Origin of the sequence: Streptomyces sp. NPDC050743 (assembly GCF_044456925.1) — a bacterium.
GTDB lineage: Bacteria > Actinomycetota > Actinomycetes > Streptomycetales > Streptomycetaceae > Streptomyces.
On record NZ_JBITGJ010000005.1, the window covers coordinates 139,111 to 162,439 of the forward strand.

General features: G+C 68.3%; 23 protein-coding genes. 13 read left to right on the plus strand and 10 right to left on the minus strand.

From position 1 onward, the window contains the following. Positions 1-5: 5 nt before the first annotated feature. Together ACIBJF_RS08080 and ACIBJF_RS08085 are read right to left on the minus strand one after the other, a co-directional pair. A complete protein-coding gene (locus ACIBJF_RS08080; RefSeq protein WP_399172867.1) occupies positions 6-1,088 on the minus strand; it encodes an inositol-3-phosphate synthase in 1,083 nt (360 codons plus the stop codon). 43 nt (positions 1,089-1,131) lie between these two features. Continuing rightward, positions 1,132-1,809 (minus strand): helix-turn-helix transcriptional regulator, encoded by a 678-nt coding sequence (locus tag ACIBJF_RS08085; protein ID WP_399172868.1) that lies wholly within the window; start codon positions 1,807-1,809, stop codon positions 1,132-1,134. Between the two features lie 383 nt (positions 1,810-2,192). On the opposite strand from ACIBJF_RS08085, the gene ACIBJF_RS08090 reads away from it, so the two are divergent. Together ACIBJF_RS08090 and ACIBJF_RS08095 are read left to right on the plus strand one after the other, a co-directional pair. Continuing rightward, complete coding sequence (locus ACIBJF_RS08090; protein ID WP_399172869.1) at positions 2,193-4,892, plus strand: transglycosylase domain-containing protein; 2,700 nt, start codon at positions 2,193-2,195, stop codon at positions 4,890-4,892. Between the two features lie 161 nt (positions 4,893-5,053). Next, on the plus strand, positions 5,054-6,598 hold the full coding sequence (locus ACIBJF_RS08095) for a glycosyltransferase family 87 protein (RefSeq protein ID WP_399172870.1): 1,545 nt from the start codon (positions 5,054-5,056) through the stop codon (positions 6,596-6,598). Between the two features lie 81 nt (positions 6,599-6,679). Here ACIBJF_RS08095 and ACIBJF_RS08100 read toward each other — a convergent pair whose 3' ends face one another. The 3 genes from ACIBJF_RS08100 to ACIBJF_RS08110 all read right to left on the minus strand — a co-directional run bounded on the left by ACIBJF_RS08100 (position 6,680) and on the right by ACIBJF_RS08110 (position 9,331). Further along, entirely contained in the window at positions 6,680-7,711 is a 1,032-nt protein-coding gene (locus ACIBJF_RS08100; RefSeq protein WP_399172872.1) for an alanine racemase, read from the minus strand. An 83-nt stretch (positions 7,712-7,794) separates the two neighbouring features. Next, positions 7,795-8,916 (minus strand): peptidoglycan bridge formation glycyltransferase FemX, encoded by a 1,122-nt coding sequence (femX, locus tag ACIBJF_RS08105; protein WP_365324074.1) that lies wholly within the window; start codon positions 8,914-8,916, stop codon positions 7,795-7,797. Positions 8,917-9,019: 103 nt separating this feature from the next. Further along, positions 9,020-9,331 (minus strand): hypothetical protein, encoded by a 312-nt coding sequence (locus ACIBJF_RS08110; protein WP_399172873.1) that lies wholly within the window; start codon positions 9,329-9,331, stop codon positions 9,020-9,022. A 273-nt stretch (positions 9,332-9,604) separates the two neighbouring features. Between ACIBJF_RS08110 and rpsF the strand changes: the two genes are divergently transcribed. The 4 genes from rpsF (at position 9,605) to rplI (ending at position 11,311) form a co-directional block, all read left to right on the plus strand. Then, entirely contained in the window at positions 9,605-9,895 is a 291-nt protein-coding gene (rpsF, locus tag ACIBJF_RS08115; RefSeq protein ID WP_014673750.1) for a 30S ribosomal protein S6, read from the plus strand. A 77-nt stretch (positions 9,896-9,972) separates the two neighbouring features. Further along, positions 9,973-10,551 (plus strand): single-stranded DNA-binding protein, encoded by a 579-nt coding sequence (locus tag ACIBJF_RS08120; protein ID WP_030640108.1) that lies wholly within the window; start codon positions 9,973-9,975, stop codon positions 10,549-10,551. 58 nt (positions 10,552-10,609) lie between these two features. Then, positions 10,610-10,846: a 30S ribosomal protein S18 gene (gene rpsR / locus ACIBJF_RS08125; protein ID WP_003949403.1), complete on the plus strand. Its 237-nt coding sequence runs from the start codon at positions 10,610-10,612 to the stop codon at positions 10,844-10,846. Between the two features lie 18 nt (positions 10,847-10,864). Beyond that, on the plus strand, positions 10,865-11,311 hold the full coding sequence (rplI, locus tag ACIBJF_RS08130) for a 50S ribosomal protein L9 (protein WP_208899907.1): 447 nt from the start codon (positions 10,865-10,867) through the stop codon (positions 11,309-11,311). A 138-nt stretch (positions 11,312-11,449) separates the two neighbouring features. Here rplI and ACIBJF_RS08135 read toward each other — a convergent pair whose 3' ends face one another. Then, entirely contained in the window at positions 11,450-12,787 is a 1,338-nt protein-coding gene (locus tag ACIBJF_RS08135) for an MATE family efflux transporter (protein WP_399172875.1), read from the minus strand. A 481-nt stretch (positions 12,788-13,268) separates the two neighbouring features. On the opposite strand from ACIBJF_RS08135, the gene dnaB reads away from it, so the two are divergent. Continuing rightward, positions 13,269-14,747 (plus strand): replicative DNA helicase, encoded by a 1,479-nt coding sequence (gene dnaB, locus ACIBJF_RS08140; protein ID WP_399172877.1) that lies wholly within the window; start codon positions 13,269-13,271, stop codon positions 14,745-14,747. A 244-nt stretch (positions 14,748-14,991) separates the two neighbouring features. Here dnaB and ACIBJF_RS08145 read toward each other — a convergent pair whose 3' ends face one another. Further along, entirely contained in the window at positions 14,992-15,192 is a 201-nt protein-coding gene (locus ACIBJF_RS08145) for a hypothetical protein (protein WP_399172879.1), read from the minus strand. A gap of 55 nt (positions 15,193-15,247) precedes the next feature. On the opposite strand from ACIBJF_RS08145, the gene ACIBJF_RS08150 reads away from it, so the two are divergent. Then, positions 15,248-15,487 (plus strand): phosphotransferase, encoded by a 240-nt coding sequence (locus ACIBJF_RS08150; protein WP_399172880.1) that lies wholly within the window; start codon positions 15,248-15,250, stop codon positions 15,485-15,487. A gap of 279 nt (positions 15,488-15,766) precedes the next feature. Further along, positions 15,767-17,152, plus strand: a complete 1,386-nt coding sequence (locus ACIBJF_RS08155; RefSeq protein WP_399172881.1) for a serine hydrolase domain-containing protein — start codon at positions 15,767-15,769, stop codon at positions 17,150-17,152. 68 nt (positions 17,153-17,220) lie between these two features. Here ACIBJF_RS08155 and ACIBJF_RS08160 read toward each other — a convergent pair whose 3' ends face one another. Beyond that, positions 17,221-17,673 carry a GNAT family N-acetyltransferase gene (locus ACIBJF_RS08160; protein ID WP_399172882.1) on the minus strand — a complete coding sequence of 151 codons (453 nt, stop codon included), beginning with the start codon at positions 17,671-17,673 and terminating at the stop codon, positions 17,221-17,223. A gap of 9 nt (positions 17,674-17,682) precedes the next feature. Beyond that, complete coding sequence (locus ACIBJF_RS08165; protein WP_399172883.1) at positions 17,683-18,141, minus strand: MarR family winged helix-turn-helix transcriptional regulator; 459 nt, start codon at positions 18,139-18,141, stop codon at positions 17,683-17,685. A 142-nt stretch (positions 18,142-18,283) separates the two neighbouring features. Here ACIBJF_RS08165 and ACIBJF_RS08170 point away from each other — a divergent pair, with 142 nt between their 5' ends. Next, on the plus strand, positions 18,284-19,492 hold the full coding sequence (locus ACIBJF_RS08170) for an MFS transporter (RefSeq protein ID WP_399172884.1): 1,209 nt from the start codon (positions 18,284-18,286) through the stop codon (positions 19,490-19,492). A gap of 111 nt (positions 19,493-19,603) precedes the next feature. After that, the gene (locus ACIBJF_RS08175) at positions 19,604-20,023 is read left to right on the plus strand and encodes a heme-binding protein (RefSeq protein ID WP_356300880.1); all 420 of its coding nucleotides are present in this window, start codon (positions 19,604-19,606) and stop codon (positions 20,021-20,023) included. Positions 20,024-20,095: 72 nt separating this feature from the next. Here ACIBJF_RS08175 and ACIBJF_RS08180 read toward each other — a convergent pair whose 3' ends face one another. Next, positions 20,096-20,962, minus strand: a complete 867-nt coding sequence (locus ACIBJF_RS08180; RefSeq protein ID WP_399172885.1) for a GNAT family N-acetyltransferase — start codon at positions 20,960-20,962, stop codon at positions 20,096-20,098. 151 nt (positions 20,963-21,113) lie between these two features. Between ACIBJF_RS08180 and ACIBJF_RS08185 the strand changes: the two genes are divergently transcribed. Further along, the gene (locus ACIBJF_RS08185; RefSeq protein WP_399172886.1) at positions 21,114-21,746 is read left to right on the plus strand and encodes an HAD family hydrolase; all 633 of its coding nucleotides are present in this window, start codon (positions 21,114-21,116) and stop codon (positions 21,744-21,746) included. A gap of 322 nt (positions 21,747-22,068) precedes the next feature. Further along, a complete protein-coding gene (locus ACIBJF_RS08190) occupies positions 22,069-23,328 on the plus strand; it encodes a globin domain-containing protein (protein WP_399172887.1) in 1,260 nt (419 codons plus the stop codon). Position 23,329 lies beyond the last annotated feature (1 nt).

Here is a 23,329-nt window from a genome sequence, read left to right on the forward strand (position 1 = left end):
TCGAGCTAGCGCTCGACCTCGCCGCGGATGAACTTCTCGACGTTCTCGCGGGCCTCGTCGTCGAAGTACTGGACCGGCGGGGACTTCATGAAGTAGGAGGACGCCGACAGGATCGGGCCGCCGATGCCGCGGTCCTTGGCGATCTTCGCGGCACGCAGGGCGTCGATGATGACACCCGCGGAGTTCGGGGAGTCCCAGACCTCGAGCTTGTACTCCAGGTTCAGCGGGACGTCACCGAAGGCGCGGCCCTCGAGGCGGACGTAGGCCCACTTGCGGTCGTCGAGCCAGGCCACGTAGTCGGACGGGCCGATGTGGACGTTCTTCTCGCCGAGGTCCCGGTCGGGGATCTGGGAGGTGACGGCCTGCGTCTTGGAGATCTTCTTGGACTCGAGGCGCTCGCGCTCGAGCATGTTCTTGAAGTCCATGTTGCCGCCGACGTTCAGCTGCATCGTGCGGTCGAGGATGACACCGCGGTCCTCGAACAGCTTCGCCATGACGCGGTGCGTGATGGTGGCGCCGACCTGCGACTTGATGTCGTCACCGACGATCGGCACACCGGCCTCGGTGAACTTGTCCGCCCACTCCTTGGTACCGGCGATGAAGACCGGGAGGGCGTTGACGAAGGCGACCTTGGCGTCGATGGCGCACTGGGCGTAGAACTTCGCCGCGTCCTCGGAGCCCACGGGCAGGTAGCAGACCAGGACGTCGACCTGCTTGTCCTTCAGGATCTGGACGACGTCGACCGGCTCGGCGTCCGACTCCTCGATGGTCTGGCGGTAGTACTTGCCGAGGCCGTCGAGGGTGTGGCCGCGCTGCACGGTGACACCGGTGCTGGGCACGTCGCAGATCTTGATGGTGTTGTTCTCGGAGGCGCCGATCGCGTCCGCGAGGTCGAGGCCGACCTTCTTGGCGTCGACGTCGAACGCGGCGACGAACTCGATGTCGCGCACGTGGTAGTCACCGAACTGCACGTGCATCAGGCCGGGGACCTTCGACGCCGGGTCGGCGTCCTTGTAGTACTCGACTCCCTGCACCAGCGACGCGGCGCAGTTGCCCACGCCGACGATGGCTACGCGAACCGAACCCATTCCGGTTGCTCCCTGTGTGTACGAGTGAGGCCCTGAGTGGGTCTCACGTGGCGGTGTCGCCGGGCGTATCCGTCCGGGGGGTGTCCCCGGGACGGGGCAGGCCGCCCGTCGATCCAGTGGTGGTGTCCTGCTGAGCGGACCCCCCGGACGCGGAACCCTTGAGGTCCCGCCCGGCCCGCTCGCTCTCGATGAGCTCGTTCAGCCAGCGCACTTCGCGCTCCACGGACTCCATCCCGTGGCGCTGGAGCTCAAGTGTGTAGTCGTCGAGGCGCTCACGCGTGCGCGCCAGGGAGGCCCGCATCTTCTCCAGACGCTCCTCCAGGCGGCTGCGCCGGCCCTCCAGCACGCGCATGCGCACATCGCGCGACGTCTGCCCGAAGAAGGCGAAGCGTGCGGCGAAGTGCTCGTCCTCGTACGCGTCGGGGCCGGTCTGCGAGAGCAGCTGCTCGAAGTGCTCCTTACCTTCTGCCGTCAATCGGTACACGATCTTCGCTCGGCGTCCGGCGAGAGGAACGGCGTCCTCGTGGGTGCTGCCCGGCTCCTCGATCAACCAGCCGTTGGCGACCAGCGTCTTGAGGCAGGGATACAGGGTCCCGTAGCTGAACGCCCGGAACACCCCCAGGGACGTGTTGAGTCGTTTGCGCAGCTCATAGCCGTGCATCGGGGACTCGCGCAGCAGACCGAGCACGGCGAACTCGAGGATGCCGGAACGTCGGCTCATCGTCGCCTCCTCTCGATCCCGCGGGTCTCTCAGCGCTTCTCGGCGTCTTTATCTCGCGCTGATGTATCGACTCGATACATCACGACGATAGAACGGCCGTCCGCAGGCGACAAGAGGGACGGTGGTGAACGGGGTCACATCACCGATTCATACGAGGCAGGTTGCCTGTTTTGGGGTGAACTTCGGGGTTCGGTGGGTTTTGGCGGTGCGTAGTCTGTGCGGCATGCACAGCACCGGGAACCAAGTGCCGCCTGGGGAGCGTCATCGTCCCCGGTGCAGTACGGGTGAATGCGGAACCGACCACATCCGTACTTCGGGGGGACCGGAAAACAGCCGCCGTTCCAGGCGCGCACGGGTGCGCCTGCCCGAGGAGTAATCGTTCGATGAGCGAGCACCGTCGCAAACCGCCGCAGCCGCAGGGAGGCGGACGTGCCGCGGCCCGACGCGGCCAGCCCGGCTCGTCCTCCGGTCGCCGTGCGGCACCGCGAGGCGCCACCGGGTCCCCATCCGACTCCTATGGGTCCAGTTCCTATGGGTCGGATTCCAGTAGTCCGGGAGGTGAAGAGCGTCCCTACGGCGGCCGTGCCGAGGCCCGCCGGGCGGCGCAGAGAGGCAGCCGCCGCAGAGGCGCCGACAACGCGGGCCCGGGTGGCCGGCGCGGCGGCCTGACCGGTCCCGGGCGCGGCAGGGGCCGTGCGACGACGGCACCCGGCAGGAAGCGGATCATCGACTATCCCAGGGCCGACAAGTACGGCTGGCGGCGCTGGGTCCCCTCCTGGAAGCTCGTGTCGGGCCTGTTCATCGGCTTCATCGGAAGCCTGGTGGCCGTGGCGGGCATCGGGTACGCGATGGTGAGCGTGCCCGACATAGCGAAGACGGCGACGGCGCAGAACAACGTCTTCTACTGGTCCGACGGCTCGGTGATGGTCGCCACCGGCGGCGAGGTCAACCGCCAGATCATCAACTACGCGGACATCCCCAGGGAGATGCGCTACGCCGTCATCTCGCAGGAGAACAAGACCTTCGAGACCGACAGCGGCGTGGACCCGAACGGCATCGCGCGCGCCCTCTTCAACATGGCCCGGGGCGGTCAGACGCAGGGTGGCTCGACGATCACCCAGCAGTACGTCAAGAACGCGATGCTGGACGACCAGTCCCAGACCATCACCCGCAAGTTCAAGGAGATCTTCGTCGCGATCAAGGTGGGCGCCACGGTCCCGAAGGACCAGATCATGGCCGGCTACCTGAACTCGGCGTACTTCGGCCGGGGCGCCTACGGCCTCGAGGCCGCCTCCCGCGCCTACTTCAACAAGGACGCCAAGGAACTGAAGCCGGGCGAGTGCGCCTTCCTGGCGGCGATGCTGAAGGGTGCCACCTACTACGACCCGGCGGGCGCCACCTCGCTCGACCCGGCTGCCACCCCGGACGCGAACAAGAAGCGTGCCCTGGCGCAGATGCAGGACACCCTCGACAAGATGGTCAAGTACGGCCATCTGAGCGCCGCCGAGCGGGCCCACTACACCACGCTCCCGAATGTGCAGAACCCGAGGTCGAACAGCCGGCTGAGCGGCCAGATCGGCTATCTGGTCGACCTCGCCAAGTCCTACCTGGTCAACAACAGCGACAAGACCGGGATCACCGCGGACAAGCTGCAGCAGGGCGGCTACCGGATCTACACGACCTTCGACAAGAAGAAGGTCAAGGCGCTGGAGGCCGCGGTCACCAACGTCCAGAAGGCGAACATCAAGCCCAAGCTGCGACCGAAGACCGACACCCACGTCCAGTTCGGCGGCGCCTCGGTGGACCCGTCGTCGGGTGCCATCAAAGCCATCTACGGCGGTGAGGACGCGACCAAGCACTTCACCGACAACGCCGACGCGACCGGCGCCCAGGTGGGTTCGACCTTCAAGCCGTTCGTGCTGGCGGCGGCCATGAAGTGGGGCGTGCGGAACCCGGATCTGGGCCCCGAGCAGGCTCAGGACGAGCGCACCCAGGTCTCCCCCAAGAGCATTTACAGCGGAAAGAACAAGCTCAAGATCAAGGAATACAACGGGAGGGTCTGGACGGACAAGGACGGCAAGGAGTGGCTCCAGACCAACGACGGCAACGAGTCCGTCAATCCCCCCAGCTACAAGATCGACCTGCGTGAGGCCATGCAGCTCTCGGTCAACTCCGCGTACGTCCAGCTCGGCATGGACGTCGGCCTGGACAAGGTCGAGCAGACGGCGCTGGACGCGGGTCTCCTCAAGGGCAGTCTCGCCAGCGCCAACTACCCGTCGTTCTCGATCGGTACGTCCGACCCGAGCGCGATCCGCATGGCCGGCGCCTACGCCACCTTCGCCGCGAGCGGCCAGCAGAACGACCCGTACTCGGTGGAAAAGGTCGAGAACAAGGACGGGCAGGTCTTCAAGCACGAGGCAGCGCCCAAGGAAGCCTTCACCTCGCTGGTGGCGGACAACGTCACCGACGTCCTGAAGTCCGTGGTCGACAAGGGAACGGGTACCAACGCCCAGCTTCCGGGTCGTGAGGTGGCCGGTAAGACCGGTACGACGGACGGCAACAAGTCCGCCTGGTTCGTGGGCTACACCCCGCAGCTGTCCACCTCGATCACCATGTTCCGCCTGGACGACAACGCGAACAACAAGGCGCGGACCTTCCTGGAGATGTACGGAACGGGTGGCCAGGAGAAGATCCACGGTGCTTCCTTCCCGGCCGAGATCTGGCACGACTACATGGCCGAGGCGCTGAAGGACCAGCCGGTGAAGGACTTCCCGACGCCGCAGCCCATCGGCACGGTGATCAACGCCGAACCGAGCCTGACGCCGTCCCCGTCGGCCACCCAGAGCCCGTCGCCGAGCCCGTCGCCGAGCCCGTCGCCCAGCCAGTCGTCCGTCACTCCTTCGCCCTCGCCGAGCCAGTCGTGCAACGGCTGGGGCTGGAACTGTGACAACAGCGGAGGCACGAACAACGGCGGCACCGACGGAGGCACGACGCCGACGCCGACCGTTACCGACACGACCGGGACCGGAGGCAACACCCGGGGCAACGGCAACGGAGGCTTCTTGGGCGGACAGGGAGGCTGACGGCCGACCACGCTGCAGGCCGGTGTTCGGCGCCTTTCTCGCGGCGAACACCGGCCTCTTGCGTTGTGCGTACGCTGGGAACGTCTGGTCTTCCGGTGCCGTTGGAGCAGAGTTCGCTGTGCTTCGCGCCGCTCTCAGACAGGTACGGCAGGATGTGCCCCATGCCCAGTGCAGAGATGACGCCCGCGAGCATGCGCGAGCCCGAGCCCGTGCGGTCCACCGCGGCAGAACCGGTGCGGCCGACGAGTGAGGACGAGATCGCCCGGGCCGGCAGCGAGCTGATCGGCGGTCCCCTGGGGCAGCGTGCCCTCCTCGGGATCTCCTGGTGGACCCCCGTTCGGGTCGTCGCGCTCGTGGCGATCGGCATGTTCGCCCTCGGCCTGGTCCAGAAGGCGCCCTGCTACCACAGCGCCTGGTTCTTCGGCGCGAGCAGTCAGTACACCAAGGCCTGCTACTCGGACATCCCGCACCTCTACCAGGGCCGCGGATTCGCCGATCACCTCGTGCCGTACTTCGACAGACTCCCGGACGACATGTCCGGCGGCATGGGCTATCTCGAATACCCCGTCCTGACCGGTGTGTTCATGGAGGTGGCGTCCTGGCTGACCCCGCACAGCGGCACCATCCAGCATCAGGAGCAGTGGTACTGGTTCGTCAACGCCGGGATGCTGATGGTGTGCGCGGCCGTCATCGCCGTCTGCGTGGCCCGCACCCACCGTCGGCGCCCCTGGGACGGTCTGCTGGTCGCCCTGTCGCCCGCCTTCCTGCTCACCGCGACCATCAACTGGGACCTGCTGGCGGTGGCGCTCACGGCCGCCGCGATGCTGATGTGGTCCCGGAGCCGCCCCGTCGCCTTCGGTGTCCTTCTGGGCCTTGCCACGGCCGCCAAGCTCTACCCCGTGTTCCTGCTGGGTCCGCTGCTCGTGCTGTGCTGGCGGGCCGGCAAGTGGCGGGAGTACGCCCAGGCCGTGGGCGGCGCGGTGATCGCCTGGCTCCTGGTGAACCTGCCGGTGATGCTCTTCGCCTTCGAGGGCTGGTCGAAGTTCTACACGTTCAGCCAGGAACGGGGCATCGACTTCGGCTCGTTCTGGCTGATCTGGGCGCAGAACTCCAGCAACCCGCCGAGCACGGGCTTTGTGAACACCGCCGCGATGGTGCTGGTGGTGCTGTGCTTCCTCGGCATCGCCGCGCTGGCGTTCACCGCGCCGCGCCGGCCGCGCTTCGCCCAGGTGGCCTTCCTGCTGGTGGCGGCCTTCATCCTCACCAACAAGGTCTACTCCCCGCAGTACGTCCTGTGGCTGGTGCCGCTGGCGGTCCTCGCTCGGCCCAAGTGGCGCGACTTCCTGATCTGGCAGGCCTGCGAGGTGGCGTACTTCCTGGGCATCTGGATGTACCTCGCCTACACGACCAGCGGCGACGCCCACAAGGGTCTGCCGACGCAGGGATACCACTGGGCGATCGTGCTGCACCTGGCCGGCACGCTCTACCTGTGCGCCGTCGTCGTACGGGACATCCTCATGCCGGAGCGCGACGTGGTGCGCCGCTCCGGCGACGACGACCCCTCGGGCGGCGTGCTCGACGGCGCACAGGACGTCTTCGTGCTCGGCGCGGCAGCCCATCCGCCGCGGCACGCCGCCCACTTCGAGGGGCCTCAGGTGGACTGGGGCAGGCCGGAACCGCCGTACCTCGAGGACCGTTCGCTCTGAGCGAACGCGCCGTCGCAAGCCCATGAAGAAGGCCGTACACGCAGGGTGCGTGTACGGCCTTCTCGCTGACCTGCGCCGGGCTCAGTGGTCCACGAGCCGGTCGAACTGTGTGGTGGTGTGCCGCAGATGGGCCACCAGCTCGTCGCCGACCTTCGGCTCCGGGGCGTCCGAGGGGACGAACAGGATCGACACCTGCATGTGCGGCGGCTCGGCGAACCAGCGCTGCTTGCCGCCCCAGACGAACGGAGAAAGGTTCCGGTTGACCGTGGCGAGGCCGGCCCGTGCGACGCCCTTGGCGCGCGGCATGACGCCGTGGAGCGCCTTCGGGGCCTCCAGGCCCACCCCGTGCGACGTACCGCCCGCCACGACCACCAGGAAGCCGTCGGAGGCCGCCTTCTGCTGCCGGTAGCCGAACCGGTCGCCCTTGGTCACGCGCGTGACGTCCAGGACGGCACCGCGATACTCGGTGGCCTCGTGGTCCCCCAGCCACAGCCGCGTGCCGATGCGGGCGCGGAACCGGGTCTGCGGGAACTGCTGCTGGAGCCGGATGAGTTCATCGGACTTGAGGTGGCTGACGAACATCGTGTGCAGCGGCAGCCGGGCCGCGCGCAGCTGGTCCATCCAGCCGATGACCTCCTCGACGGCGTCCGAGCCGTCGGTGCGGTCCAGCGGCAGATGGATGGCGAAGCCCTCCAGCCGGACGTTCTCTATGGCCTGGTGCAGCTGCGGCAGGTCCTGCTCGCTGATGCCGTGCCGCTTCATCGAGGACATCACCTCGATGACGACACGCGCGCCGACGAGGCCGTACACGCCGTCGACCGACGACACCGAGCGCACCACCCGGTCGGGCAGCGGCACCGGCTCCTCGCCACGCCGGTACGGCGTCAGCACCAGCAGGTCACCGCCGAAGTAGTCCTTGATGCGCGCGGCCTCGTAGGTCGTGCCGACCGCGAGCAGATCCGCGCCCAGTCGCGTGGCCTCCTCCGCCAGCCGTTCGTGCCCGAAGCCGTAGCCGTTGCCCTTGCAGACCGGGACGAGGCCCGGGAACTGCTCCTGCACGTGCTTGTGGTGCGCCCGCCAGCGCGCGGTGTCGACGTAGAGCGTGAGCGCCATGGCCGGACCCGGAACCTTTCTCGTGGCTGCGGTGTATCAGAGGTGTGAAAGCTGAGAACCCTATGGAATCAAACGCCCGTGGCTCAGCGGCGCGACATGTAGATGTCGAGCGCCTTGTGCAGCAGCTTGTTCAGCGGGAAGTCCCATTCGCCGAGGTACTCGGCGGCCTGACCGCCGGTGCCGACCTTGAACTGGATCAGACCGAAGAGGTGGTCCGTCTCGTCCAGCGAGTCGGAGATGCCACGCAGGTCGTAGACGGTGGCGCCGAGCGCGTAGGCGTCGCGCAGCATCCGCCACTGCATCGCGTTCGAGGGCCGGACCTCACGGCCGATGTTGTCGGAGGCGCCGTAGGAGTACCAGACGTGTCCGCCGACGATCAGCATCGTCGCCGCCGACAGGTTCACGCCGTTGTGCCGGGCGAAGTACAGCCGCATCCGGTTCGGGTCCTCGGTGTTGAGGGCCGTCCACATGCGCTGGAAGTACGACAGCGGGCGCGGCCGGAAGTGGTCGCGCACCGCGGTGATCTCGTACAGCCGCTGCCACTCGGCCAAGTCCTGGTAGCCGCCCTGGACGACCTCGACGCCGGCCTTCTCGGCCTTCTTGATGTTGCGGCGCCACAGCTGGTTGAGGTTCTTGTGGACCTCTTCCAGGGAACGGTTCGCCAGCGGCACCTGGAAGACATAGCGGGGCTGCACGTCGCCGAACCCGGCGCCGCCGTCCTCGCCCTGCTGCCAGCCCATGCGGCGCAGCTTGTCCGCCACCTCGAAGGCGCGCGGCTCGATGAAGTCGGCCTCCAGGTCCCGCAGGCGCTTGACGTCCTGGTCCTGGATGCCCTTCTTGATGGTGTCGGCGTTCCAGCGCCGGATGATCACCGGCGGGCCCATCTTCACGGAGAAGGCGCCCTGCTGCTTCAGGTGCGCCAGCATCGGCTGGATCCAGTCGTCCAGATTCGGCGCGAACCAGTTGATGACCGGGCCCTCGGGGAGATACGCGAGATAGCGCTTGATCTTGGGCAGCTGGCGGTAGAGGACCAGGCCCGCACCGACGAGCTCGCCGGTGCGGTCGTCGAACCAGCCGAGGTTCTCCGAGCGCCATTCCGCCTTCACATCGGCCCAGGCCGGGACCTGCATGTGGCTCGCCGCCGGCAGGCTCTGGATGTAGGCCAGATGTTGCTCGCGGCTGATGGTCCTCAGGGTCAGGCTCATGTCGGGGCGCTCCTCGGGCTGGTGTGTCCCCATGGGTACAGGGGCTCCGGCTCTCGCGCCGAAGCCTACTGCGCCGTGCGAGCGCCCCGACTGGGCGTACGGCTTAGAGGAGGCCGCCGAACAGTCCGCCGTTCGCCATGCTGATGAGGAAACCGACTCCAGCGGCACCCATTCCCACCACGAGCCCGAAGCGCTCTCGGGTGGTCACCGAGATCCACTGCCCGTAGATGCCGACGACCAGCCCCACCAGCCCCGCCCACGAGGACAGCAGGTGCAGGCCGGAGAAGAAGGACGTGATGAAGGCCAGCACGCCGAGGACGAGCGTGCCCGCCATCAGAGCGTCCTCGAGCGGACGACGCTTGCCGTCCGTGGCGAAGAGGGAACCGGCGACGTTGGGATGCAATGCCTGTGCCATGGGCACCTCCTGCGGAAGACGGCGCACAGTAGCGCCGTACACACCCGACGTGTACAGAGTGACGGCCTTCACGGGCGGATTTCAACCGGAAGCGGGTGTGCGGGTAGTCTGTACCGTCTGCACTGGTGTCTGCCCATGCCTGCCCAGGTAACACTGCGGGATCCCTTCAGAGGCCCCCGATTGTCAGTGGTGGCCGATACCGTTGCGTACGCATCACAACCCTCCTGCCACGGAACGACCGTGGCCGCTGAGTCCAAAGGAGGTGGGTTCCACATGCGTCACTACGAGGTGATGGTCATCCTCGACCCCGATCTCGAGGAGCGCGCTGTCTCCCCGCTGATCGAGAACTTCCTGTCCGTCGTCCGTGACGGCGGCGGCAAGGTTGAGAAGGTCGACACCTGGGGCCGTCGTCGTCTCGCCTACGAGATCAAGAAGAAGCCCGAGGGCATCTACTCGGTCATCGACCTGCAGGCCGAGCCTGCGGTCGTCAAGGAGCTCGACCGCCAGATGAACCTGAACGAGTCGGTCCTCCGGACCAAGGTCCTCCGCCCCGAGACCCACTGAGCCCTTCGCTCAGCTGATCTCGGGATTCGAGTAGCAACCAAGCAGCCAGAGCAGCAAACCCGCCGAGAGGTTCCCCCATGGCAGGCGAGACCGTCATCACGGTCATCGGCAATCTTGTCGACGACCCCGAGCTGCGCTTCACCCCGTCCGGTGCGGCGGTCGCGAAGTTCCGTGTCGCGTCCACTCCCCGCACCTTCGACCGCCAGACGAACGAGTGGAAGGACGGCGAGAGCCTGTTCCTGACCTGCTCGGTCTGGCGTCAGGCGGCGGAGAACGTCGCCGAGTCGCTCCAGCGAGGCATGCGCGTCATCGTGCAGGGCCGGCTGAAGCAGCGGTCCTACGAGGACCGTGAGGGCGTCAAGCGCACGGTCTACGAACTGGACGTCGAGGAAGTCGGCCCCAGCCTGCGCAACGCCACGGCGAAGGTCACCAAGACCGCCGGTGGCGCCCGCGGTGGCCAGGGTGGTTACGGCGGCGGTGGCGGCCAGGGTGGCGGCGGCTGGGGCGGAGGCCCCGGTGGCGGCCAGCAGGGCGGCGGCGCTCCGGCCGACGACCCGTGGGCGACCGGCGCTCCCGCCGGCGGCCAGCAGGGTGGCGGCGGCTGGGGCGGAGGCTCCGGCGGCGGTGGCGGCTACTCGGACGAGCCCCCCTTCTAGGTCCTCGGACCAGGGGCGGGCCGTACCCCAAACTTCTTGATCACACAGGAGAAACACCATGGCGAAGCCGCCTGTGCGCAAGCCGAAGAAGAAGGTCTGCGCTTTCTGCAAGGACAAGGTCACGTACGTGGACTACAAGGACACGAACATGCTGCGGAAGTTCATTTCCGACCGCGGCAAGATCCGTGCCCGCCGCGTGACCGGCAACTGCACGCAGCACCAGCGTGACGTCGCCACGGCCGTCAAGAACAGCCGTGAGATGGCGCTGCTGCCCTACACGTCCACCGCGCGCTAAGGGAAGGGTGACCGACACATGAAGATCATCCTCACCCACGAGGTCACCGGCCTCGGTGCCGCGGGCGACGTCGTCGACGTCAAGGACGGTTACGCTCGCAACTACCTGATCCCGCGGAAGTTCGCTATCCGCTGGACCAAGGGTGGCGAGAAGGACGTCGAGCAGATCCGCCGCGCTCGCAAGATCCACGAGATCCAGACCATCGAGCAGGCCAACCAGGTCAAGGCCCAGCTCGAGGGCGTCAAGGTCCGCCTGGCCGTCCGCTCCGGCGACTCCGGTCGTCTCTTCGGTTCCGTCACCCCGGCCGACATCGCTTCCGCGATCAAGGCTTCCGGTGGCCCCGAGGTCGACAAGCGCCGCATCGAGCTGTCCGCCCCGATCAAGACCCTGGGCGCCCACGAGACGTCCGTGCGTCTGCACCCCGAGGTTGCCGCCAAGGTCAACATCGAGGTCGTCGCGGCGTGACGCTGCGCTCGGCTTGAGCAGCTGAGAGAAGGGCCGTCCCCAGCGGGGCGGCCCTTCTTCGCGTGCGGGGCCGGAATGCGCAGCGCGCGGTGCGTCATGTTTCACGTGAAACCGGGACGGGTGAGCCTGCCGGTCCGGTCAGCGGGTAGCGCCGGTGACGAGCCAGCGACCCGAGCGTGCGCGCAGCCACAAGGTCAGCATGCGGACGGTCATCATCAGTGTCATGGCGGCCCACAGCGCGGTGAGACCGCCGCCGAGGGTGGGCACGAGCAGGGCGACCGGAGCGAACACCGCGAGGGTGACGACCATGGCCCCGGCAAGGTACGGCCCCTCGCCGGCTCCCATCAGGACTCCGTCCAGCACGAAGACGATCCCGCAGAGGGGCTGCGAGAGCGCCACCATCAGCAGCGCGGGCAGCGCCGCGTCCTTGACCACGGAGTCACTGGTGAACAGCGGCAGGAACAGCGGACGGGCGGCCACCACGAGCAGACCGAGAACCACACCGGTCGCGATGCCCCACTGGACCATGCGACGGCAGGCCTCACGTGCTCCGTGGGCGTCGTTGGCACCGAGGTAGCGGCCGATGATGGCCTGTCCCGCGATCGCTATCGCGTCGAGAGCGAAGGCCAACAGGCTCCACAGGGACAAGATGATCTGGTGGGCGGCGATGTCGGCATCGCCCAGATGCGCCGCGACCGCCGTCGCGATCATCAGGATCGCCCGCAGCGACAGGGTGCGGACCAGGAGTGGAACGCCCGCCTGTGCCGAGGCCCGGATTCCGGCGGCGTCCGGGCGCAGGGAGGCACCGTGTCGATGGGCCCCGCGGATGACCACGGTCAGATAGACGGCCGCCATGCCGCACTGGGCGATGACCGTGCCCCAGGCCGAACCGGCGATGCCGAGCCCGGCGCCGTAGACGAGTGCCGCATTGAGGACGCCGTTGGTGACGAAGCCCGCGACGGCGACATAGAGCGGGGTCTTGGTGTCCTGCAGTCCGCGGAGCACTCCCGTCGCGGCGAGGACGATCAGCATCGCCGGGATGCCCAGCGAGGAGATGCGCAGATACGTCGTGGCATAGGGGGCTGCGGTTGTGGAGGCGCCGAAGAGGTCCACGATGCCGGGGGCCAGCGGAAGGACGACGGCGATGACGCCCAGGCCGAGCAGCAGCGCCAGCCAGATGCCGTCCATGCCCTGGCGAATCGCGGCCTGTGGATCGCCGGCGCCGACGCAGCGGGCCACGGCGGCGGTGGTGGCGTAGGCGAGAAAGACGAAGACGCTCACCGCGGTGGTGAGCAGGGCCGAGGCAACACCGAGACCGGCGAGCTGTGCGGTCCCGAGATGGCCGACGATGGCACTGTCCGCCATGACGAAGAGAGGCTCGGCGACGAGTGCGACGAAGGCCGGGACGGCCAGCGCGACGATCTCTCTGTCGTGCCGCCGTCGGGTGGCCTGGGGTATCGCGGGAGCCTGTGTCATGAGCACTAATCTAATCGTCCACAGGTAAGTGATGCAACGCCCAAGTGGCCCTTACTTCTCCCCTCGGAGTGTGTCCTTTCGCGCACCGTTCGATGCGAACTTGGCCCGGCTGGCGAAGTTTTTCTTCTGCACAGCCGGTGGACGGTAAAGCCGCAGGTCAGGGCGATCTTGTGCGGGGGAGCGAGGGCTTGTTCACAGGGCTGTCCACCGGGTCGTGCACAGGTTTCGGCGAGTTCTCCACAGCATCCGGGCCGTCGTCCACATGGCCTGTGGATAACCAGATTGGCTGACGGTGCCGACGGGCCTACCGTTGTCCGGCGCCCGCTCCCTCCCTCGGCCCGGAAAGCGTCCTTTTCCCGGCCCGGGGATCCCCACAAATCCGACCCGTCGGAACCGGAGTTGGGCCTCTCATTTGTCAGTGTCGTGCCGTAGAACAGAGGGCACGGCGAGGTCCGCCGTGCGGACGGGAGGAGGTGGCTCGGTGAGCATTTCCGAGCCCTTGGACGATCCGTGGGCCGACGCCGGACCCAGTGATCGTCTGCCGGCCTCCCGTCGACGCGGTGACGGCGGCCGGGGTCGTGACGAACAGCACGACCGGGGCCGGGAGAGCGCCTCCTGGGACGGCGGGGGTTCCTCCTTCGAGCGGGTGCCGCCGCAGGACCTGGACGCCGAACAGTCCGTGCTGGGCGGCATGCTGCTGTCCAAGGACGCCATCGCCGACGTCGTCGAGATCCTCAAGGGCCACGACTTCTACAAGCCCGCGCACGAGACGATCTACCAGGCGATCCTGGACGTCTACGCCAAGGGCGAGCCGGCCGACCCGATCACCATCGCCGCCGAACTCACCAAGCGCGGCGAGATCAACAAGGTCGGCGGGGCCGCGTATCTGCACAGTCTCGTCCAGACCGTGCCGACGGCGGCTAACGCCGAGTACTACGCGGAGATCGTCCATGAGCGGGCGGTGCTGCGCCGCCTGGTCGAGGCGGGCACGCGCATCACACAGATGGGATACGCGGCCGACGGCGATGTGGACGAGATCGTCAACCGCGCCCAGGCCGAGATCTACGCCGTCACCGAGCAGCGCACCAGCGAGGACTATCTGCCGCTCGGCGACATCATGGAAGGCGCCCTGGACGAGATCGAGGCGATCGGCTCGCGCAGCGGCGAGATGACCGGTGTGCCGACCGGCTTCACCGACTTCGACTCGCTGACGAACGGTCTGCACCCGGGCCAGATGATCGTCATCGCCGCCCGACCCGCCATGGGTAAGTCGACGCTCGCGCTGGACTTCGCGCGGGCCGCCTCGATCAAGCACAACCTGCCGAGCGTCATCTTCTCCCTCGAGATGGGCCGCAACGAGATCGCGATGCGCCTGCTGTCCGCCGAGGCCCGGGTCGCCCTGCACCACATGCGGTCCGGCACGATGACCGACGAGGACTGGACCAGGCTCGCCCGCCGTATGCCGGATGTCTCGGCCGCGCCGCTCTACATCGACGACTCCCCCAACCTGTCGATGATGGAGATCCGGGCCAAGTGCCGGCGCCTGAAGCAGCGCAACGACCTGAAGCTGGTCGTGATCGACTACCTCCAGCTGATGCAGTCCGGCGGTTCCAAGCGCGCCGAGAGCCGTCAGCAGGAGGTCTCGGACATGTCCCGTAACCTCAAGCTGCTCGCCAAGGAGCTGGAGATCCCGGTCATCGCGCTGTCGCAGCTCAACCGTGGTCCCGAGCAGCGCACGGACAAGAAGCCGATGGTCTCCGACCTGCGTGAGTCCGGCTCCATCGAGCAGGACGCCGACATGGTCATCCTGCTGCACCGCGAGGACGCGTACGAGAAGGAGTCCCCGCGCGCGGGCGAGGCCGACCTGATCGTGGCCAAGCACCGTAACGGCCCCACGGCCACCATCACGGTCGCCTTCCAGGGCCACTACTCCCGGTTCGTGGACATGGCCCAGACCTGATAGCGGCCCAGTGAGTGCTTCTCCCCAGAGGTGGGCCCGTGCTGAGCGGCTCGATGCCGCCCGGATGATCGACGCCCTTCACGCGCAGGCTGGCGTTCGCTTGACCCTGGAAGGTGCCTGCCCAGGTGGGCAGGTGGGTGCCGCCTATGTGCGCTGGACGGACGGTCACCGGTCCGTCCTGAAGTGGCGGCCCCATGGCTCGGCCGATGAGATGCGGGCGGGACCGCTTGCCGTTGCCGAGGCGCTACGGCTGGCGGGCTATCCGGCTCCGGCTACCGAGCTGGTTGCCCAGGTCGGCCACGCGGTGATCATGGTGCAAGAGCTTCTGCCGGGCCGGAAGATCGACCACTTCGACCACCGCAGTCTGGACCAGGTGCTCCAACTCAACCAGTTGCAGGCGGATCGGCTTGCCGACCGCCCTGACATCCCCGCAGTGGAGCTTCACTTGTGCGGCGTTGGAACGTTGGATCGCCTCTGTCGGTGCCGACAGCCCGCCTCGGTTGACCGGGGCCGACGCGGTGCACTTCGACTTCCATCCGGGCAACATGCTGGCGACCGACGGAGTGATTACGGCAGTCGTCGACTGGGACGGCGCCGCCCGCGGTGATCGTCGATTCGACCTGGTCACCCTGCGCTTCGGCATTCACGCGAGGGAGATTGATCCAGGGCTGACAGAGCGTCTCGACGACGTCCTTGATTCGCTCCCTGAGGAGATCCTGCGTCCCGCATGGGCTCCCTGAGCCTTCGGATGGTCGACTGGGCCATCAGGCACTTCAGCCCGATCGACGTTGAGCACTGGCTGGACCTGGCCGAACGACGCGTGATCTGACGTTATGACAAGGAGATGACACGGCGCCGCGACAGGGCTGTCTGGCCAAGCCGTGGGCCAACCAGTGAAGCCGCAGGTCACGGCACTGCGCTGTGGCACGAGTCGCGGGAACCTGCAGCTGGCGCGGGGAGGACGGCTTTGCCGGGGAAATGAACTCGACGTCCGTCGTCACAGCAGGTGGACTGGGCGCATGACGTCATCTCAGGAAGAGCTGCTCCCCGGAACGCGCCGTGCCCTGCTGCACCGGATCGCCGTCGCCCAGGCGCAGGGACGGGCGCCGTCGCTGGTCGCGACCGTGGTGCGGGGCGGACAGGCCGTGTGGCACGGGGCGCGGACCTCGGTGGACGGGCACGGGCCGGACGAGAACGTGCAGTACAGGATCGGGTCCATCACCAAGACCTTCACCGCCGTCCTGGTGATGCGGCTGCGTGACGAGGGCCTGCTCGACCTCGGTGACCCGCTGGAGAAGCATCTACCCGGCACCGGTGCGGGCGAGGCGACGATCGCCGAACTGCTCGCACACACCGCGGGCTTGGCGGCCGAGTCACCCGCGCCCTGGTGGGAGCGGACCCCGGGCACCCTGCGCCCGGAGCTGAGCGACGTGCTCGGCGAGCAGCCCCTGGTGCACCCCGTCGGCCGACGGCACCACTACTCCAACCCCGGCTACACGGTGCTCGGCGCGCTGGTGGAGGAGCTGCGAGGCGCTTCCTGGGAGGAGGTGCTGCGCAGCGAGATCCTCGAACCGCTCGGACTGCACCGTACGAGCACGCAGCCGCGGGCTCCGCATGCCGGCGGATGGGCCGTGCATCCGTGGGCGGACGCGATGCTGCCGGAGCCGCTGGAGGATCTGGGCAGGATGGCTCCGGCCGGCCAACTGTGGTCGACGGCGGGGGACCTGGCGCGGTTCGCCGCGTTCCTCGCCGCGGGTGACGACCGGGTGCTGAGCGCGGAGTCGGTGCGGGAGATGCGCACGCCTGCGGCGCCCGCCGAGGCGGCGGACGTGCTGGACGGGGCGACGTATGGACTCGGTCTGCAGATCCAGCGCCGTGACGGCCGGCTCCTGGTCGGCCACTCCGGTTCGCTGCCGGGCTTCCTGGCGAACCTCACCCTCGGCGTCGAGGACGACGTGGCCGCGGTGGTGCTCGCCAACTGCACCAGTGGGCCGTTGCTAGGAGCGGTGGGCGCCGACCTGGTGCGGATCGTCGCCGAGGCGGAGCCGCGGATCCCGGAGCCCTGGCGGCCGCTGCGCGAGGTGGACCCGGCGGTCCTGGAGCTGGCGGGGCAGTGGTACTGGGGGACCAGTGCCTTCGGTCTTCGGGTGACCGCCGACGGCCTTCTCGCGCTGGGTCCGCTGAGTGGCAGCGGTCGGCGTTCCCGTTTCCGCTCCAACGGTGACGGCACCTGGACCGGGCTGGAGGGCTACTTCGCTGGAGAGTTGCTGCGGCCGGTGCGGCGCACGGACGGGACCCTGAGTCATCTCGACCTCGGCTCGTTCGTGTTCACGCGGCAGCCGTACGACCCCGAGGCGCCGATCCCCGGTGGCGTGGACCCCGAGGGATGGCGGGGGATCGGCTAGCTCTGCACACCACAGGGGTGTGTTTCACGTGAAACACACCCTGTGGTGTTCCTGATCCGGCGGCGCTGTCAGAGCGGCAGTTTGAAGCCCTCGTGCGTGGCGCTGAAGCCGAGCCGCTCGTAGAAGCGATGGGCGTCGGTGCGTGTCTTGTCGGACGTCAGCTGAACCATCCGGCATTCCAGCCGGCGGGCGGTGTCGATGGCCCACTCGATCAGCAGGCTGCCCAGCCCGCTGCCCCGTTCATCCGCGTGGATACGGACGGCCTCGATGAGCGCACGGGTCGCCCCCTTGTGGGAGAGGCCCGGAATGATCGTGAGCTGGAGGGTCCCGATCACGCGGCCTTCGCGGACGGCGACGACGAGGTGCTGGTTCGGGTCGGCCTCCAGGCGTCTCAGCGCGGACCGGTACGGGGTCATGTCGTCGGGGGACTCGCGCTGCGCACCGAGCGGATCGTCGGCGAGCATCGCGACGATCGCCGGAAGGTCGTCGGCGGTCGCACGTCGTATTTCAAGATCTCCCATGCGCGCACCCTATGCCGGTACGTTCAGCGACTCCACGACCCGTACCAGCGGCTTCAGTTCAGGGTTCCTGGAGGCCTCGTCCAGGGCCTCGCGCAGGGCGGCGTCATTGGTGGGGCGCGCCTCCTCCAGCAGTCGCAGGCCCGCCTCGGTGACGTTGGTGTAGATGCCGCGCCGGTCGGTGGGGCACAGGTAGCGCTCCAGAAGGCCGCGGTCTTCCAGCCGGGTCACCAGGCGCGTGGTGGCGCTCTGGCTGAGGACGACCGCGTCGGCGACCTGCTTCATCTGCAGATGCCCCCCTTCGCCGTCGTGCTGGCGGCTCAGTACATCGAGCAGTGAGTATTCGCGCACGCTCAGGTCGTGCTTCGCCTGCAGGGCGCGCTCGATGTGCGCCTCGATCCTTCCATGCAGGGCAGAGAGGGCGCACCAGCCCTGCGCGAGGGCAGTGAGCGCGGGGTCCGTCGCTGTCATTGGCGTTCTCCTCCGTCCCGGAGCGGCTGCATCAAGAGTAGAGCAAGCACGCAATAGTGCGCGCTTGCATTTGGCCCGCGTCTGCAACTATTGTGGACGCACGAAAAGCGCATCTGCAATCGCCTGGAAGGCGTACCCCTCCATGCCTCTCGCGCTCCTGGCCCTCGCGATCGGGGCCTTCGGAATCGGAACGACAGAGTTCGTGATCATGGGCTTGCTGCCCGAGGTCGCGGGCGACTTCGGGGTCTCCATCCCCACGGCGGGCCTGCTCGTGACGGGCTACGCGCTCGGCGTGGTCATCGGCGCCCCGCTGATGACCGTGCTCGGCACCAAGGTCTCGCGCAAGCGCATGCTGATGCTGCTGATGGGCCTCTTCATCGCCGGAAACCTGGTGTCCGCGGTCGCCCCCGCCTTCGCGATCATGCTGATCGGACGCGTGGTCGCCTCGCTCGCGCACGGTGCCTTCTTCGGTATCGGCTCGGTCGTGGCGGCCGAGCTCGTGGCGCCCCACAAGAAGGCCGGTGCCATCGCCATGATGTTCACGGGTCTGACCGTCGCCAATGTCGTCGGCGTCCCGCTGGGCACGCTCATCGGCCAGCACGTCGGCTGGCGCGTCACCTTCGGCATCGTCGCCGCCCTCGGGGTCGTCGGCCTCGCCGGCATCGCCAAGCTGGTGCCCGAGATGCCGAGGCCCGAGGGTGTGCACCTGCGGCACGAACTGGCCGCCTTCAAGAACGCGCAGGTCCTGCTCGCCATGGCGATGACGGTCCTCGGCTTCGGCGGCGTCTTCGCAGCCATCACCTACATCGCGCCGATGATGACTCACATCGCGGGCTTCGCCGACGGCTCCGTGACCTGGCTGCTGGTCCTGTTCGGCATCGGCATGGTCGGCGGAAACCTCATCGGCGGCAAGTTCGCCGACCGCGCCCTGATGCCGATGCTGTACGTCTCCCTGGGCGCCCTGGCCGTCGTCCTGGCGCTCTTCACGCTCACCGCGCACAACAAGATCGCGGCGGCCGTGACCATCGTCTTGATCGGCGCCCTGGGCTTCGCGACCGTACCGCCGCTGCAGAAGCGCGTGCTCGACCAGGCGCACGGTGCCCCGACGCTGGCGTCGGCCGTGAACATCGGCGCCTTCAACCTGGGCAACGCGCTGTCCGCCTGGCTCGGCGGCATCGTGATCGCGGCCGGCTTCGGCTACACGGCCCCCAACTGGGTGGGCGCCGTCCTCGCCGCGGCCGCCCTGGTCCTCGCCGTCCTGTCGGCGGCGCTGGAGCGCCGCGATGGCGCCCGCAGCACCGTGGTCGCCACCGGGACGCCCGCCGGCCGGCAGACGCCGGTCCACCACTGAGTCCCTCGCGCACAGGGCACCGCACCCGAATCCCAAGACGTCCGTACCGGGGTTCTCATCCCCGGTACGGCAAGCACCCCCCTCTCAGCTACACCCGAGGAGAAAGCCTCCATGAGCACCACCGCCGTCGCCCCGCTGTCCATCGACGACGCCGAACTGCTCGTCGCCACGGCCCGCCGCGCGGCCGAGGACGCCGGGGTCACCGTCAGCGTCACCGTGCTGGACGCGGGCGGCCACCTGCTCGCTTTCCGCAGGGACGACCGGGCCGTGCTGATCTCCGGCGAGACCAGCACCCGCAAGGCCTACACGGCACTCCAGCTCAACACCCCCACCGCCGACCTGGTCGACGCCGTGCAGCCGGGCGGCCTCTTCCACACGCTGCCCACGGCCCTCGACCGGCCCCTGCTGTTCATCGCGGGCGGAGTGCCCGTCCACCGGGACGGCCGCCTGATCGGCGCCATCGGCGTCGGCGGGGGTGCGCCGGAGCAGGACCACGGCTTCGCCACCGCGGCCGTGCGGGCGCTCGCCTGAGTCACGACCCCACAGGGACAACGCCGGTCTCGCCGCACGACGCGGTGGGACCGGCGTTCGTCGTACAACGGCTCAGCCCGCGGCCACGGTCAGCGGGGCGAACCGGCGGGTCCAGTCCCCCGGGAGAGCCGTGGTGCCATACGTCATCACGGCGTTGAAGGCCACGGAGGCCAGCCCCCGCGCCTTCGCCCAGGTCAGCAGTTCCTCATGGCGCACATCGATGTCGGTGCGCAGTTGACGGTCCGTGTGGGCCGCCAGCGAGCCGACCAGAGCCTTGGCCGTCTCCGTGTCCCGGGCCACCAGGGGACCGACGACATGGGTGTCCATGTTGGGCCACGCGGCCGCGTAGCCGATGATCCGGCCGTCCTCCTCGGCCACCCGCAACTGGTCGGCGAAGGCGGGCAGGCGGGTGATCAGGGGAGTGCGGTCGGCGCCGAACACCTCCTCGTCGAGACACAGGATCGCGGGTAGATCCTCCGCGGCAGCGGCACGGGTGAACACTCCGGATTCCGTCCCGCCGGGAGTGAAGTGGCCCTTCAGCATCTCCGCCCGGCCCGTCACCTTGAAGCCCAGCTCCTCGTACAGGGGACGGCCGTTGGGGGTGGCGTGCAGGGTGAGCGGAGTGGTCCCCATGGTCGACAGGACGTGGCCCATCAAGCGGCGCCCGACGCCCTGTCGGGCATGGCGTCCGGCCACCAGAACCATGCCGATGGCCGCGAGAGCCGGGCGCCCCCATGGGCCGTACTCCGTCACGACGCATGCGGCGACGAGTCCTCCCTGAGGGTCATCGATGCCGAAGCCCTTTCCGGCGGTGAGGAGGAATCCCCACTTGTGTTCCTCGCGTGGCCACCCCCGGTCCTGGGACAAGTCGGCGCAGACGGTGAGATCGCGAAGCGTCAGACGACGGATGGGCAGAGCGGCGAGGGAAGGAGTCGACACGCAGGTCAGGCTGTCTGACCGGCACCCTCGACGTCCACCCGTTTCCCTGCAGACACACGTGCTTTTGGTCATCTCGTGGCCCCCTACACAGCCCGTGGACAGCGGGGCGTGTTTCACGTGAAACATCGGCAGCCGGTTAGCCTCGGGGGCCATGGCGAGACTTCATCTCTTCGATCTCGACGGCACATTGCTGCACGGCAGTACGGCGCCAGTGGAGATTTCCCGCCAACTGGGGTTGGAAGCGGAGACCGTGGCGCTGGACCGGGCGATCGCGGAGGGCCGGATCGGGCCGCCGGAGTACGCGGCGCAGGTGTACGACCTGTGGTCCGATCTGACCGAGGCGCACATCAGCGCCGCATTCGAGACAGCTCCCTGGCTGGCCCGCATCCGGGAGGTCTGGGCAGAGATCAGAGGCGCGGGCGAATACTGCGCGGTGGTGTCGCTCTCGCCATCCTTCTTCGTGGAACGCCTTCTTGACTGGGGCGCTCACGCGGCACATGGATCCCGCTTCCCGGCTGTTCCGTTCACCGAGCCCGTGGATCCGTCCGGGGTGCTCAATGCGGCGGCCAAGGTGACCGTCGCGGACCGGCTCTGCGAGGAATTCGGCGTGGCACGGGCGGACTGTGTGGCCTACGGCGATTCGTCGTCGGACAAGGACCTGTTTGCTGTCGTACCGGTTTCCGTCGCGGTCAATGCGGATGCCCACCTGGCAGGACTCGCAACGCACTCCTACACGGGGCGTGATCTATGGGATGCCTATGAATTGGTTCGCTCTGCCCGGTAGTTGTCGTACTTCATGGTTCGCACCTTTGCTCGATTCGTGAGGAAGGAAGGGGGGACTTGTGTGCGCGGCGGCGGCCGGTAGGGTCGACTCCGGTTCACGTCCGGGATGGAGTCCACTTGTCCCGTGCGAGCCGAGAGCAGGGCAAGCAGCGTAACGGGACGGATGGCGCGAGATTCGCGTTTCCGGATATGTGACCGCGGCATCCGATCGGATGCAACGCTGCGCGGTGCTACGGCAGGCCGCCCGACGGGGGGAAAGCAGGCACCTTCTCCGAGAGAAGGTGCGCAGACCGACCGCAAGACGTTCGAGGCGAGGGCACACCATGGACGCTCCGACCACCACGTCGGGGGAGAACGGCATGCCGGGCGGGGACGGCTGGTTCAGGCCGCGCATGGCATCGTCGGCTCCGCCGCCGGACAGCCCGGAGCGCATGCCGGCTCAGCGGCCGGCGACGGCCGCCCAGGAGGGGTCTGCGGACGCCGTCCTCATACGCCGCACGATGGCCGAGATAGGCCCGATCGCCGCCAAGGTCACCTCTTACTTCTACGCACTGCTCTTCGTCCGCCACCCAGAGCTTCGGGCGCTGTTCCCGGCCGCGATGGACCTCCAGCGAGAGCGCCTGCTGAAGGCGCTGCTCACCGCGGCCGAGCACCTGGACAACACCTCGGTCCTGGTCGACTACCTGCAGAACCTGGGCCGTGGACACCGCAAGTACGGCACGCGCGCCGAGCACTATCCGGCCGTCGGGGAATGCCTGATCGGTGCCTTGAGCAGCTACGCCACCGCCGTCTGGAGCCCGGAGGCCGAGGCGGCCTGGGTGCGGGCCTACACGACGATCTCGCAGGTCATGATCGACGCCGCGGCGGCGGACGAACTGCGGTCCCCGGCCTGGTGGCACGCCGAGGTCGTCACCCACGACCTCAGAACCCCCGACGTCGCGGTCCTCACCGTCCGCCCCGACCAGCCCTACCCCTTCCTCGCCGGCCAGTACACAAGCGTGGAGACCCCCTGGTGGCCACGGGTATGGCGCCACTACTCGTTCGCTTCCGCGCCGCGCTCGGACGGGCTGCTGACCTTCCATGTGAAGGCCGTACCGGCCGGCTGGGTCTCCAATGCCCTGGTCCACCGCGCCCGGCCCGGAGACGTCATACGCCTCGGGCCGCCGACCGGCTCCATGACCGTCGACCATACGACCGACAGCGGACTGCTCTGCCTGGGCGGCGGCACCGGCATAGCGCCCATCAAGGCCCTGGTCGAGGACGTCGCCGAGCGTGGAGCGCGTCGGCCTGTCGAGGTGTTCTACGGCGCCCGCACCGACCACGATCTCTACGACATAGACACCATGCTCCGGCTCCAGCAGAGCCACCCTTGGCTGTCGGTCCGGGCGGTCATCGACCAGCAGGCCCACATCCAGCTCCCCGATGCCCTGCGCGACTACGGCCCCTGGAACGAGTACGACGCCTACCTCTCGGGCCCGCCCGGAATGATCCGCAGCGGCGTCGACACGCTCCGGGACATCGGTGTCCCGTCGAGCCGTATACGGCACGACTCGGTGGAGGAACTGCTCGTCGTCGGAAGCTGAG

Bases quoted from the DNA above. Each gene is read 5' to 3' on its own strand.
- ACIBJF_RS08135 (WP_399172875.1), bottom strand. From the start codon at position 12,787: ATGACACAGGCTCCCGCGATACCCCAGGCCACCCGACGGCGGCACGAC.
- ACIBJF_RS08160 (WP_399172882.1), bottom strand. From the start codon at position 17,673: ATGGGAGATCTTGAAATACGACGTGCGACCGCCGACGACCTTCCGGCG.
- ACIBJF_RS08165 (WP_399172883.1), bottom strand. From the start codon at position 18,141: ATGACAGCGACGGACCCCGCGCTCACTGCCCTCGCGCAGGGCTGGTGC.
- ACIBJF_RS08170 (WP_399172884.1), top strand. From the start codon at position 18,284: ATGCCTCTCGCGCTCCTGGCCCTCGCGATCGGGGCCTTCGGAATCGGA.
- ACIBJF_RS08120 (WP_030640108.1), top strand. From the start codon at position 9,973: ATGGCAGGCGAGACCGTCATCACGGTCATCGGCAATCTTGTCGACGAC.
- ACIBJF_RS08085 (WP_399172868.1), bottom strand. From the start codon at position 1,809: ATGAGCCGACGTTCCGGCATCCTCGAGTTCGCCGTGCTCGGTCTGCTG.
- rpsR (WP_003949403.1), top strand. From the start codon at position 10,610: ATGGCGAAGCCGCCTGTGCGCAAGCCGAAGAAGAAGGTCTGCGCTTTC.
- rpsF (WP_014673750.1), top strand. From the start codon at position 9,605: ATGCGTCACTACGAGGTGATGGTCATCCTCGACCCCGATCTCGAGGAG.
- ACIBJF_RS08095 (WP_399172870.1), top strand. From the start codon at position 5,054: ATGCCCAGTGCAGAGATGACGCCCGCGAGCATGCGCGAGCCCGAGCCC.
- ACIBJF_RS08100 (WP_399172872.1), bottom strand. From the start codon at position 7,711: ATGGCGCTCACGCTCTACGTCGACACCGCGCGCTGGCGGGCGCACCAC.
- ACIBJF_RS08080 (WP_399172867.1), bottom strand. From the start codon at position 1,088: ATGGGTTCGGTTCGCGTAGCCATCGTCGGCGTGGGCAACTGCGCCGCG.
- ACIBJF_RS08190 (WP_399172887.1), top strand. From the start codon at position 22,069: ATGGACGCTCCGACCACCACGTCGGGGGAGAACGGCATGCCGGGCGGG.
- ACIBJF_RS08185 (WP_399172886.1), top strand. From the start codon at position 21,114: ATGGCGAGACTTCATCTCTTCGATCTCGACGGCACATTGCTGCACGGC.
- ACIBJF_RS08175 (WP_356300880.1), top strand. From the start codon at position 19,604: ATGAGCACCACCGCCGTCGCCCCGCTGTCCATCGACGACGCCGAACTG.
- ACIBJF_RS08110 (WP_399172873.1), bottom strand. From the start codon at position 9,331: ATGGCACAGGCATTGCATCCCAACGTCGCCGGTTCCCTCTTCGCCACG.
- femX (WP_365324074.1), bottom strand. From the start codon at position 8,916: ATGAGCCTGACCCTGAGGACCATCAGCCGCGAGCAACATCTGGCCTAC.
- ACIBJF_RS08155 (WP_399172881.1), top strand. From the start codon at position 15,767: ATGACGTCATCTCAGGAAGAGCTGCTCCCCGGAACGCGCCGTGCCCTG.
- rplI (WP_208899907.1), top strand. From the start codon at position 10,865: ATGAAGATCATCCTCACCCACGAGGTCACCGGCCTCGGTGCCGCGGGC.
- ACIBJF_RS08090 (WP_399172869.1), top strand. From the start codon at position 2,193: ATGAGCGAGCACCGTCGCAAACCGCCGCAGCCGCAGGGAGGCGGACGT.